General features: G+C 66.5%; 11 protein-coding genes. 4 read left to right on the top strand and 7 right to left on the bottom strand.

Features of this window, described 5'->3' with window-relative positions; translation table 11 throughout:
* Positions 1-33: 33 nt before the first annotated feature.
* From DTA22_RS30555 to DTA22_RS30525, 7 genes are all read right to left on the bottom strand, one after another.
* Entirely contained in the window at positions 34-1,497 is a 1,464-nt protein-coding gene (locus DTA22_RS30555) for an APC family permease (RefSeq protein WP_112301930.1), read from the bottom strand.
* Between the two features lie 199 nt (positions 1,498-1,696).
* Complete coding sequence (locus tag DTA22_RS30550) at positions 1,697-2,359, bottom strand: 3'-5' exonuclease (protein WP_112301929.1); 663 nt, start codon at positions 2,357-2,359, stop codon at positions 1,697-1,699.
* Complete coding sequence (locus DTA22_RS30545; protein WP_112301928.1) at positions 2,338-4,158, bottom strand: putative nucleotidyltransferase substrate binding domain-containing protein; 1,821 nt, start codon at positions 4,156-4,158, stop codon at positions 2,338-2,340. The genes DTA22_RS30550 and DTA22_RS30545 overlap by 22 nt, the downstream gene beginning before the upstream one ends.
* Entirely contained in the window at positions 4,151-4,936 is a 786-nt protein-coding gene (locus DTA22_RS30540; RefSeq protein WP_037241922.1) for a GntR family transcriptional regulator, read from the bottom strand. Before DTA22_RS30540 ends, DTA22_RS30545 begins: the two co-directional genes overlap by 8 nt.
* Positions 4,937-4,996: 60 nt before the next feature.
* Positions 4,997-5,506 carry a hypothetical protein gene (locus DTA22_RS30535; RefSeq protein ID WP_112301927.1) on the bottom strand — a complete coding sequence of 170 codons (510 nt, stop codon included), beginning with the start codon at positions 5,504-5,506 and terminating at the stop codon, positions 4,997-4,999.
* The gene (locus DTA22_RS30530; protein WP_037241917.1) at positions 5,503-7,140 is read right to left on the bottom strand and encodes a GMC family oxidoreductase; all 1,638 of its coding nucleotides are present in this window, start codon (positions 7,138-7,140) and stop codon (positions 5,503-5,505) included. The genes DTA22_RS30535 and DTA22_RS30530 overlap by 4 nt, the downstream gene beginning before the upstream one ends.
* A 125-nt stretch (positions 7,141-7,265) precedes the next feature.
* Positions 7,266-8,024 (bottom strand): SDR family NAD(P)-dependent oxidoreductase, encoded by a 759-nt coding sequence (locus DTA22_RS30525; RefSeq protein WP_112301926.1) that lies wholly within the window; start codon positions 8,022-8,024, stop codon positions 7,266-7,268.
* A 255-nt stretch (positions 8,025-8,279) separates the two neighbouring features.
* On the opposite strand from DTA22_RS30525, the gene DTA22_RS30520 reads away from it, so the two are divergent.
* The 4 genes from DTA22_RS30520 to treS form a co-directional block, all read left to right on the top strand.
* The gene (locus DTA22_RS30520; RefSeq protein WP_037241914.1) at positions 8,280-8,798 is read left to right on the top strand and encodes an RbsD/FucU domain-containing protein; all 519 of its coding nucleotides are present in this window, start codon (positions 8,280-8,282) and stop codon (positions 8,796-8,798) included.
* A 1-nt stretch (position 8,799) separates the two neighbouring features.
* A complete protein-coding gene (locus tag DTA22_RS30515; protein ID WP_112301925.1) occupies positions 8,800-9,588 on the top strand; it encodes an alpha/beta fold hydrolase in 789 nt (262 codons plus the stop codon).
* A gap of 47 nt (positions 9,589-9,635) precedes the next feature.
* A complete protein-coding gene (locus tag DTA22_RS30510) occupies positions 9,636-10,016 on the top strand; it encodes a DUF1937 family protein (protein ID WP_037241906.1) in 381 nt (126 codons plus the stop codon).
* A 98-nt stretch (positions 10,017-10,114) separates the two neighbouring features.
* The coding region (gene treS, locus DTA22_RS30505; protein ID WP_112301924.1) for a maltose alpha-D-glucosyltransferase at positions 10,115-12,064 on the top strand (1,950 nt) is incomplete at its 3' end.

Here is a 12,064-nt window from a genome sequence, read left to right as displayed (position 1 = left end):
CGAAGGTGGATCGGTTCTCGGGGGAGTGGATTGTCAGAGGTGTCCGGCCTGGGTGTCGATGGACTTACCGCGCCTGCTCTTGGGGATCATCATGTAGATGACGGCGCCCGACGCGATGACCAGCAGCATGCCGAGGCCGACGTGGGTGGGGTCGGAGTAGATCAGGAGTGCGCAGAGCACGACCGACCACGCGATCGCCAGGACGAAGATGACCGGGCTGACGATGCCGTAGTGCCACGGGTGGGACGGCAACTTGCGCTTGACGAGTCCGTAGAAGCCGACGACGACCACGACACCGTAGGCCATTCCCCAGGCGAGTGCCGTCATCGCTGCGAGCACGGACAGCAGCGAGGACCACAGTGCGAACACCACGGAGATCGCGAAGATCGTGAGGGTCGCGTTGATCGGGATCCGCTGGGCACTGACCTTGCGCAGCCAGGAGGCCGCGGGGATCTGGCCGTCGCGTGCCTGCGACCACAGGACGCGAATGCCGGTGAGCTGCAGCATGACCAGAGCGGCGAACAGGGCGACGATCGCGACGGCTTCGAAGATGTTCGCGAATGCGGTGCCGACCGCGGTGTCGAGGATCAGCTTGACCGGGGTGGTGCTCTCCATGACCGCGGGGAGGTCCTGGATGGCGAGCATGATCAACGCGACCATGAAGATGCCGACGACGTAGGAGGAGACGTTGGCCATCACCGACGCCATCGGCGCCTTGCGGGCGGCGTCCTTGGTTTCCTCGGAGGCGTTTCCGGTCGCGTCGAACGACGAGATCGCATATGCGGGAAGGATCATCGCGAGAAGGAAGGGTACGAACCAGTTGCCGCCGGTGGTCGTTCCACCGGACTCGCTCAGGAACGACAGCGGCTGGGTCGGATGCTTCACGATCAGCAGTACCGCCACCAGTGCGACGACGCAGAGCACTTCCGCCACCACGCCGATGTTGTTGAGTACGGCAGCGACCTTGACTCCGGCGATGTTGATGACGGTGCCGAGCACGATCAGGCCGAGCGCCCAGGGGAGTGCGTCGGTGTTGTCCTCGAACGTGACGCCGAACCAGCCGGCGACGAAGGGGGCGATGCTCACGGCGACGGTGGTGACGGCGACGGTGTGGGCGATCAGCAGCCACCATCCGGTTTGCCAGGCGAGCCACGGCTTTCCGGTGATCCGCCCGGTGATCTGGTACACGCCGCCTGCCAGCGGGTAGGCGGAGACCAGCTGCGCGACCGCGAGTCCCACGGTGAACACCTGCAGGCCGCCGCCGACGAGGAACGACCAGAACGACGCGGGCCCGAAGAATCCGAATCCGACGATCAGGGTCGTGAAGATTCCGGAGGCGATCGCGATCGAGGTGAACTGGACTCCGAAGGCGGAGAACAGTCCCAGCGTTCGGTTGAGTTCCTGCTTGTAGCCGAGCTTCTCCAGGTATGCGGAATCGGTGTCCGCCCCGGAGTCGAGGAGCGGACGTTCGGGCTCGGTGGGCGGTTGGGTGGACACCGGGGGCTCTTCCGGGGTTATGGCCATCGTGACCTCGCTGGTCTCTGTCGCGGGTATCTCGGCGGGGGATGTGCCGAGACGAGGTTCGGTTGTCGTGGAAGAAGGCGACGGGATGCGTCGCGCTTGTTCTACTGTCGACAATCTACCACAAATCGGTGTGACCTCAATCACCAGTTGTTTCGGCCGTATTACCTTTGCGTCAACCGCGCCCGAGGCGACGGTCGCCGGCACTCAGATCGACGAGGGAGCGCGCGGTGTCGTAACCGAGGTGCTCGAGCCGGGAGGCCAGCGCGAGGAACACCTGTGCCGTGGTGACGGCATCGCCCAGCGCGTGGTGGGGATCGACGACCGGCAGGCCGAGCGTGTCGGCCAGCCATTCCAGGTTCGGCTCGTGCGGGCGTTGCCGCGGCGCCACGCCCACCGCACGGGCGAGGGCAGCGGTGTCGACGACCGTCGGCCGGAACTTCAGCCCACTGTCGCGGAAGGCGCGGGAAAGGAAGGCCGTCTCGACCCACGCCGCGTGGGCGACGAGGACACGGTCGGTGAGGATATGTCTCAGGACGCCGACGGCCTCGCTCACCGGTGGGGCATCGGCCACGTCCGCCTCCCGGAGGGTGTGGACGGCAACGGCTTCCGGGCGGATGTCGCACTCGGGGTGAACCAGTCCGTAGACGCTCTCCGACATGACGATGCGGCCGTGCCGGACGACGACCGCCCCATAGGACACGATGGTGTCCCGCGCGAGGTCCAGTCCGGTCGTTTCCAGATCGACGACCGCGAACTCGGCGTCACGCCACGGGCACGACAGCGTGTCGGGGCGGCGGAACATCCGGTGCGCCCTCATGGAAGACGCGCCACCCATTCACTTTCCAACCGGTTCTGGACCTCGGCCACCGCACGGAACGATTCCCGCAGATACCGGCGGGTGAGCGTGTCCAATTGGTTGGGCGCGACCCACGTCGTCGCGGCGGTGCTGCCCTTGATGGTCTCGATCTCGCGGCCCAGAATCAACCCGTACACGTACTCGAACGCGCGCACGAGCGTCTCCGTTTCGTCCGCGGTGAGCAGAGCGGCGGCCTGACCGCGCCGCAACCGGGTGAGGGTGGAGCCGCGATCGTCCCCGGTGACCACGGCGATCCACCGGCCGAGTGATGCGATGGGCACGAGCCCGCCCGCCTTGAGGTCCAGGTGGCCGCGGTTGGCGCCGGAGTGCTCGACCACGAAGTTGCGCACGAACCCGACCGGAGGTCGCCGGGACGTGGTGAAGCGCAGCAGGGCCGACAGATACTCGCGACTGCGGGTGGTCGCGAGCATGGCGTCGGACACCGAACGTCCGAGCGACATCCCGCTGACGGGTCGGCTGTCGGCGATCATCGACGACAGCAGCAGAGCGTTCTTCTGGGTGGGGTTCGTGATCCACGACGTCGCGGCGGCGACCGCGTCGGTGCGCGAGCGCGCGAACAGGGGGTTGGTCGCGTTGGCGCCGTCGGCGCAGCGGGGCAGGCCGCAGCGTTCCATGTTGTCCAGGACGCGCCCGGCCCAGTTCTGCAACTTCCGGGCGGGCGAGTCCGTGCCGGGCAGATCCTCCCAGACCAGGCCGGTATCGACGTCCGACCTGGGGAGTGGTTCGCGCCGGGCCACCGACCCGAGAAGCAGCCAGGACGTCCGGTGAGGAACGTGATCGGCGCCGACGTCGGTCAGCTCGACGAGCCGCCTGATGATCGCATCGATCACCGCGGACATCAGGCCCGCGACGTGCATGACGGATGCACCGGTGTCGTACAACTCGACCCAGGTTCCGGGGAGCAGGGCCGCCGCGGACGCCAGGTCGTCCACCGAGGTCGCGTCGTCGATCGCCCGGCGGACGACCAGGGGATTGCGCACTTCGGCCGAAGCGAGGTCGACGACGCGGAGAATCCCCACCGGTCTTTCACCGGTGCCGGTCACGACCAGGTGATGTACCCCCGACTCGACCATCGTCAGGAACGCATCGCCCACGAGCGTCTCGGCGGGGACGGACCGGGCGGGGAACGAGGCGATGACCGATGCCGGGCTGTGCGCGTCGACGTGCCCGTCGGCGAACGCCCGCCGGAAGTCGTTGTCGGTGACGATCCCGATCGCGCCGCCCCGGTCCATCAACGCGTACGACTGGCCTGCCTCCGTGATCACGGACGCGGCCTCGCCCACGGTCGCATCGGCGGGGCACCAGACGACGGGGCGCATCTGATGACGGGCCGCACGCAACGCCTGATCGACCAACCCCGAGCGGGCCAACCGTTCCCGCGTGACGAGGGTGCCGTAATGCCCGAACTGGAGTCGCTGCGGGTGCCGCAGCACCGGCCGCGGGTCCGGGAAGCGGTAGCAGAGTGTGTCTTCCGAGGCGCGGATCGCGAGAGGCGGCGGCAGACCGGACAGCACCGAGATCTGCCCGAAGGTTTCGCCGGGCCCAAGAAGATCGACGACCCGGCCGCGGTCGATCACCTCGACCTCTCCGGTGCGGACTACGAAGAAGTGATCGAGTGGGGCCTCGCCTGCCTCGACGATCCGTGCGCCTGCGACGAAGTACTCGACCTCCACCGTCCGCGCCAGGGCGTCGAGGTCGGCGGAATCCAGCGCGTCGTAGGGCGGCTGACTGCCGAGGAAGTCGACGTATTCACGCATTCGACGGCTGAGAACCGTCGACTGCAGCGGTTGCGGCCGGGGCAGCGTCGGTCGAACCGTGGACGTGCCGGTCGATCTCGCGGGTGATCGCCTCGAGGTCGCCGGTATCGATGATGGTGAGCAGGCGCTCGTGTTCGGCGACGACGTCGTGCAGGTCGGGGAACGACTGATGATCCGCCGAGAGGAACAGCTGGAGCTGGGATTCCCAGCTGCGCCACAGGTCCAGCAGGAGGCCGTGCTCGGACAGTTCGTAGATCACCCGGTGGAAGCTCATGTGCGCGTCGATGGTCCGGGTCAGGTCACCGTCGTCGGCGCCCCGGGCCATGTCCTGGAGGGTCCGCACGATCCTGGTCCGGCCGGCACCCGACAATCGGGGCAGTGCCAGCTCGATCGCGTAGGGCTCGAGCCGTTTGCGCAGGCTGGCGATCTCGGCCATCCCTTTCGCGCTGACCTCGGCGACGAACGCCCCCTTGTACGCGATCTTCACCACGAGGCCTTCGTCGGCGAGGATGCTCAGCGCCTCCCGCAGCGGCGCCCGGCTCACGCCCAGGTCGGCGGCGATGTGTGCCTCGCGGAGCTGACTGCCGGGGGCCAGGGTGCCGTCGAGGATCGCCGTGCGCAGGACGCCCGCGACCGTGCCCGGAGTGGTGCGCTGATGGATCCGTCCGAGGGAGATGTCGCCGTCCTCGCGTCGACCCACAGTCGATCCCGGTGGACGGTTCGGTGACAGAGTCATCGGGTTGTCCTTTCTGATGGTGGTTGATTCGACGTTGACCACGCCGGGAGCCTCTTGTCGACAATAGATCAACAGCGCGGAACGGGGGAGCGTCCGAGCAGGCTATTCGCCGTTCGCGGACACGTAGAAGTGGCCGCGTTCGAGCACCGGATCGAGTATCCCGGTTTCCAGTTCGTTGGCCGCATCCTCGAAACCGGCGGCGTCCCGATGTTGGCCGGGATACCCGATCAGCGCTTTGACCTGGGGAGTCATGAAGTAGGCACCGGCGAGGATCGAGGACAGCGGATCGAACGTGAACTTGTCTTCGGCCCACATCCGCTTGATCTCCGCGCGCAGGTCGTCACCGCGGAGACCGGCCGCCTTGTCGACCGCGGAGAGGACCGCGTCGAAGACGTCGGCCCGGGCGGCCAGTGCCAGATTCAGATAGCGGAGGTACTCGTCGGCCTCACTGGCGGCGGGATTCTCACCGGACGCGGGGATCAGACAGTCCGCGATCCGCAGGAGCGTCGTCAGCTCGGAGTCCGTGAGCGGCCGCGGCGGAGCCGTGTGCCTGCCGGGCACCGACAGACGCCGCTTCGGCGCCGAGTGCGGGTCGAGGGGTGTGGTGCTCATGCCGATGCCTTCCGTGCGGTGACGTCGTCGACGACCTTCTTGCCCACGCGCAGGGCGAGGGCGCTGATCGTGCAGGTCGGGTTGGCGGAGCCGGACGTGACGAAGATGCTGCCGTCCGCGATGTAGAGGTTGTCGACATCGTGGGCGCGGCCGTACGAATCGACCACGGACGTCGTCGGGTCGTCGCCCATCCGGGCCGTCCCGAGGAGGTGCCCTGGCTGGTCGACCCACAGTTCCTGCGTGAAGATCTGCTTCGCGCCCGCCGCCTCGTGGAGTTCGACCATCCGGTCGACGGTGTACTTCAGGATCTTCCGGGTGTTCTCGCTGACCCGGTACTCGACCTTCGGCGCCGGCAGACCGTCGGCATCGAACTCCTCGGTGGAGAGGGTGACCCGGTTGTGTTCCTCGGGCAGATCCTCCACGTTGGCCGCCCAGAGAATGCCGTTGGACGCCGCGCGCGCGACGTCGTGGATGGCCGGTCCCCACAGGTCGTCGAAATCGAGTTGCCGGTGGGTCTCGATCGTGTTCAGCGGTCCCGGAGTCGGGAGGGCGTGCAACTTGGCGCCGCGGACGAATCCGCGGGAGGTGTCCGTGTCGTAGAACTGCATGGAGTGGATGAGCTGTCCGGCCGGACCGCGCCAGCTCTCCAGGTTGTCCTCGTAGTACCCGATGGCGGTGCAGTTGGGGTGCAGCATGAGGTTCCGGCCCACCTGACCCGAGGAATTCGCCAGGCCGTCCGGATGCTTCTCGTCGGCCGACAGCAGGAGAAGTCGTGGTGTTCCGATGCCGTTCGCGCAGACGATCACTGCCCGGGCCGGCTGGAAATGGACGGCGCCGGTGCGGTCCACCCATTCGGCGCCTGCGGCGCGGCCGTCGTCTCCGGTGACGATCCGGCGGACACGCGCACCGGTCTCCACGCGGGCGCCGGCCTGCTGCGCCTGCGGCATGTAGATCAAGTCGAACGAGGCCTTCGCGCCCTGCGGACAACCCCATTCGCAGACGCCCCAGCGACCGCACTGCTCGAGTGTCTTGTTCTTCTGACTGGGAATCGCGTTGGTGCCCGGCCACCAGTGCCAGCCGAGCGTGTTCGCGGCTTCGGCCGCCTTCATGCCGGGCTTGCCCAACGGGTGTGGCGGCAACGGGTATTCGAGTCCCTCGGGGTAGGCGGTGTCGCCGTCGACTCCGGAGACGCCGATGAATTCGTCGACCTCGTCGTGGTACGGCTTGAGGTCGTCGTAGCTGATCGGCCAGTCGTCCGCGACACCGTCGAGCGTTTTGACCCGGAAGTCCGAGGGCAGCAGCCGTGGCCACTCCGCGCCGTAGAAGATGGAACTTCCCCCGACGGCGTTGAACATCACCGGCCACATGTCGGATTCCGTCACGTCGACCGGGTAGTCGGACGGCAGGGCCCGGACATTCGGATCGTGCGCCCAGTCGTGCTGGATGAGCAGTTCCCACTCGGGGTGGTTGGCGGGGAAGTCGCTGGGGTTGACCCAGTCACCCTGCTCGAGGCAGAGGGTGCTCAGTCCCGCCGTGGCGGCAGTGTGCGTGACCACCGCGCCGGACGGACCCGCGCCGATCACCAACACGTCGACAACGTCGTGCTGGGTGACATCGGAGTCAGTGGAAGTCATCGGGGTCGACCTCATTTCGTCTAATTGTCGACATTACATCAATAGTGATGGGAGTCACGTCGGCTGTCAAATGGGGTTGCGGCGGGAGCCCGAGGCGACAGGGCCCCCGCCGCAAGACTGGGTGCTCAGGCCCCGGCGAGAACGCCGCCGTCGACGACGAATGCCGTCCCGGTGATGGCGGTGGAGTGGTCCGACAGGAGGAAGGCGACGGAGTGCGCGATCTCGATGGGGAGGATGGCGCGTCCGATCGGCTGGAAGTCGGGGAGCCCGGCCTCGAGTTCCTCGCGGCCGCCGAGTGCCGTGTAGTGCGGCACGTTCAGCGGGGTATCGACGAAGCCCGGGCAGAGGGTGTTCGCGCGGATGCCCTGCGCGCCGAAGTCCAGGGCGATGGCCTTGGTCAACGTGAGCACGGCGCCCTTGCTCGCCGTGTACGTCGTGAGCAGTTTCTCCGCGCCGATCGAGTTGATGGAACCGAAGTTGACGATCGACCCGCCGCCTGCTTTCAGCATCTCGGGAATCGCATACTTCGACCCTAGGAACACGCCTTTCACGTTGACGTCGAACGTCTTCTGGTAGTCCGCGACCGACGCGTCCAGAATGGTGCCGGGCTTGAGGATGCCGGCGTTGTTGACGATGCCGTCGAGCTTGCCGAACGTCGCCACCGTGAAGTCGACGAGGTCCTTGACCTGCTCTTCTTCGGTGACATCGACGACGCGGCCGATCAGGCGATCGTCGTCGACCTTCAGCTGGGGAAGGCTGGACTCGGAGTGCACGGTGGCGACCACCTGTGCCCCCTCGTCGTGGAGATGCAAGGCCGTGGCGAGGCCGATGCCTCCGCCTGCGCCCGTAACGATGACTGTCTTGCCCTGCAGCAGCTGGCCCATGGTTTCTCCCTCGAGGGTCGTGTGGATGTGGAAGCGCGTAGACGTGGGGAATCGATTGACTCTTTGTCGACAATCGACCAAGCCAGTGTGCGCCCATTCACGACGATCGGTCAAGCGCCGAGTCGGGATTCGTTCAGCGCTTGACCTCAGGGCGGGAGCGTCCTAGATTTTTAGTCGATTGTCGACTAGAGCACATTCTGTGCCCGGTGCGTCGCACCGCACATCCCTCACGGCCTCGATCGAAGGACGAATCCCATGGCACCGAAAACCCGATTGCTGCACGAACGCCTGGCCGCTGTCGTGAGCCAGCTCCGGCACGGCGAGATGATCTACGTCGCGGACGCGGGCAGCGGCACGTCTTCCGCGAGCCTCGTTCCCCTGTCACCGCAGGTCGAGACCATCGATCTCGGCATCGCACCAGGATTGCCGTCGGTCGGGGATCTGCTGTCGGTGCTGTGCGAGGTGGGCGACTTCGAAGCTGCCATCGTCACCGAGGACATGGTGACCGCCAACCCCGAAGCCCGGAAGTTCGTCTCCGAATTGGTGGGGGAGGAGAACGTCCACGAGCTGCGGTACCTCCCCGAGTTCTACAACCTCCGCGACCGCGTGAAGGTCTTCGTCCAGACCGGCGACTACTCGGTGCACGGCAACGTCGTTCTCGTCGCGGGCTACCCGAGCCCGCCGATTCCGCTGAACTGGCTCACGTCACCGACCTGGTTCGAGGACCTGCCTGCCGCGCCGCCGTCGACCGATCCGGGAAGCCCGGAGGCCTGACATGCCCTTCTTCGACGGTGTCAGGAACAAGATCTACTACCGGCAGTGGGAAGTCGCGCAGCCGTGGGCGCAGATCCTGCTCCTGCACGGATTCGGTGAGCACTCCGGTCATTATCATCGGCTGGCGGGACAGTTGAATTCGGCCGGTCTGGACGTGTGGGCACCCGATCATCTCGGCCACGGTCACACCGGCGGACCGGCAGGGATCTTCCCCTCGGTGGACGAACTCGCTTCCAATGCAGGAGTTCTCGTCGACATCATGGCTGACGACGAGCCCGACCTGCCGGTGGTCGTCCTGGGCCACTCGCTCGGCGCACTGACCGGGGCCCTTCTCTCGGTTCGCACCCCGTCCCTGCGCACCGGATTGATCATGACGGGAGCACCCCTCTGGGGTCTGCCGCGTGAGGCGGAGGGCCGGACGGACCTTGTCATGGCGAAGGACCGGTCGTACCTCGATGCACTCGAGAACGATCCGCTCGGCTTCGACACAGCTCCCGCCGAACCGAACCTCTGGCAGGCGCTCACCGTGGCCGGAGGAAAAGTGCGGGCGTGTCTGCCCGCGATGACGATGCCGATCCTGTTGGTCAACGGCGAATTCGACGCGTTCGCGACTCCGGACCGGGCCGCCGAATTCGCACGAGAACTGCAGCACGGACAGAGCGTCGTCATCCCGGGCGGCTACCACGACATTCCGAACGACGTCGCCCACCGGGAGGTCGCGTCGCTGATGATCGAGGCGATCTCGGGATGGTGCCCAACCGTGCATCCACTGCCGGCGGGGTCTCGATGAGCGGCCGCCCTGCACCGGGGCCTGCGCCCCACGAATCACGAGGAACCATGCGAAAGATCTTTCTGGCCTGCCCCTACAGCCATGCCGACCCGGCGGTGACACACGAGCGGTTTCTCGCCAGCAACGAAGTAGCGGGATACATCGTCGAATCCGGCCATGCGGTGTTCAGCCAGGTGTCGATGTCACATCCCGTCAACCTGACTTTCACCGGAAAGGACACCACCGCGATCGGCACGATGTGGGGACCCGTCGACCGGGTGTTCATGGACGCGATGGAGGAGCTGATCATCCTCGACCTCCCCGGATGGGATCAGAGTTCCGGCATCAGACGCGAGATCGAGTTCTTCGAGAGCCGGGACAGGCGGGTGAGCCTGTGGTCCGAGGCCTCCGCCGAGTTCGTCGCACCCGAAAGGTCCGCGGTTCGCTGACAGTCATCCAACTCCGCATGCCGGGCGGTCGTTTCCGTGGGACGGTGGACGGGTAGCCGACCGGTGCGGCGGAGCAGACGAGATGACGACGGAGGACCATGAACCCCGAGATCCATCACGAGCCCAGCGAGATCAGCTACGACGAGCAGTTCTACCCGGCGCGCCCTCGGCCGTTGAAACCGTCGGTCCGCCGTGCGACCAGGGTCGATGCGCAGACGGGTGAGCCGGTGCCGGACAACCCGAACTATGTGGAATGGCTGATCAATCAGTCGATCCTGCACGATGCGAAGTTGATCGCGGAGCAGTTGTCCGGCAAGGGCAGCATGTGGCAGAACCCGTATGCCGACCCGAATCCGCGCGCCGCGGTGGAACGGGGATCGGTGTGGTTCACGGCGTACCCGATTTCGATCATCACGGCGCCGCGCGCGAGTTTCCTGAGTTCGCTCGGCGACGAGTCCCTGTGGCAGGCCTTCTCCGAGATCGGGGTGACCGCGGTCCACACCGGGCCGGTGAAGCAGGCAGGCGGCATCAACGGGTGGCGGGCCACGCCCTCGGTGGACGGCCATTTCGACCGCATCAGCATGCAGATCGACTCGGCCTTCGGAACCGAGGAGGAGTTCCGCAAGCTCTGCGTCGTCGCGTCAGCGTACGACGGCATCGTCATCGACGACATCGTCCCCGGTCACACCGGCAAGGGCGCCGACTTCCGGCTCGCCGAGATGGCGTACGCCGACTACCCCGGCATCTATCACATGGTGGAGATCGAACAGCAGGACTGGCACCTGCTTCCCCGTGTGCCGGAAGGCCGGGACTCGGTCAACATCGACGCCGACACCGAGGCGCAACTCGCCCGGGCCGGGTACATCATCGGTCAACTCCAGCGCGTCATCTTCTACGAACTCGGTGTCAAGGAAACCAACTGGAGTGTCACCCCCGCGGTGAAGGGGGTGGACGGCATCGAGCGGAGGTGGGTGTACCTGCACTATTTCAAGGCGGGGCAGCCCTCCATCAACTGGCTGGATCCGTCGTTCGCGGGCATGCGCCTCGTCATCGGGGACGCCTGCCACTCGATCGCGGACCTCGGTGCCGGCGCGCTTCGACTGGACGCCAACGGTTTCCTCGGAGTCGAACGCCGGACCGAAGGACTGCCCGGCTGGTCGGAGGGACATCCACTGTCGGAGGCGGCGAATCACCTGATCGCCAGCATCGTGCGGAAGATGGGGGGATTCACGTTCCAGGAACTGAACCTCACGATCGACGACATCAAGGCGATGGGGACGACCGGAGCCGACCTGTCCTACGACTTCATCAATCGTCCCGCCTACCACCACGCCCTAGTCATGGGGAACACCGAATTTCTCCGGCTCACCATGAACCTCGCCCGCGATCACGGTGTCGATGCCGCATCGCTCGTCCATGCCCTGCAGAACCACGACGAGCTGACGTTCGAACTGGTCCACTTCGCGACGCTGCACAAGGACGACGAATTCGTGTACGGCGGTGAGTCGATCACGGGGTCCGATCTCGGTGACCGCATCCGGAAGGATCTGTGCGAGCGGCTCACCGGACGCTGGGCCCCGTACAACCGCACGTTCACGACGAACGGGATCGCCTGCACGACCGCCAGCGTCATCACCGCTGCGCTCGGCATCCGCGACCTCGACAGGATGGATGCCGCCGACATCGACACCGTCAAGCAGGCGCATCTGCTCCTGGCGATGTTCAATGCGCTCCAGCCCGGTGTGTTCGCCCTGTCGGGCTGGGATCTGTGCGGGCTGCTGCCCGTGCCGTCCGAGGACGTCGCCGACCTTCTGGCCGAGGGCGACACCCGCTGGATCAACCGCGGCGCCCACGACCTCATGGGGGTCAATCCCGAAGCCGCCCGGTCGGAGTCGGGCATCCCCCGGGGTACCAGCCTGTACGGGAGTCTGCCGGTGCAGCTGCAGGATCCGGCGTCCTTCGCTCGTGGTCTCGCCCGCATCATCGACGTCCGCAACCGGTTCGGCATCGCCACCGCGGTCCAGCTCGACGTGCCCACAGTGTCGCAC

Origin of the sequence: Rhodococcus wratislaviensis, assembly GCF_900455735.1 — a bacterium.
Lineage (GTDB): Bacteria > Actinomycetota > Actinomycetes > Mycobacteriales > Mycobacteriaceae > Rhodococcus_F > Rhodococcus_F wratislaviensis.
This window is presented reverse-complemented; position numbering and strand designations above follow the sequence as displayed.

Excerpts from the sequence above, each read along its gene's own strand:
- DTA22_RS30550 (WP_112301929.1), bottom strand. The coding sequence starts at position 2,359 with ATGGGTGGCGCGTCTTCCATGAGGGCGCACCGGATGTTCCGCCGCCCC.
- DTA22_RS30545 (WP_112301928.1), bottom strand. The coding sequence starts at position 4,158 with ATGCGTGAATACGTCGACTTCCTCGGCAGTCAGCCGCCCTACGACGCG.
- DTA22_RS30535 (WP_112301927.1), bottom strand. The coding sequence starts at position 5,506 with ATGAGCACCACACCCCTCGACCCGCACTCGGCGCCGAAGCGGCGTCTG.
- DTA22_RS30530 (WP_037241917.1), bottom strand. The coding sequence starts at position 7,140 with ATGACTTCCACTGACTCCGATGTCACCCAGCACGACGTTGTCGACGTG.
- DTA22_RS30525 (WP_112301926.1), bottom strand. The coding sequence starts at position 8,024 with ATGGGCCAGCTGCTGCAGGGCAAGACAGTCATCGTTACGGGCGCAGGC.
- DTA22_RS30520 (WP_037241914.1), top strand. The coding sequence starts at position 8,280 with ATGGCACCGAAAACCCGATTGCTGCACGAACGCCTGGCCGCTGTCGTG.
- DTA22_RS30515 (WP_112301925.1), top strand. The coding sequence starts at position 8,800 with ATGCCCTTCTTCGACGGTGTCAGGAACAAGATCTACTACCGGCAGTGG.
- DTA22_RS30510 (WP_037241906.1), top strand. The coding sequence starts at position 9,636 with ATGCGAAAGATCTTTCTGGCCTGCCCCTACAGCCATGCCGACCCGGCG.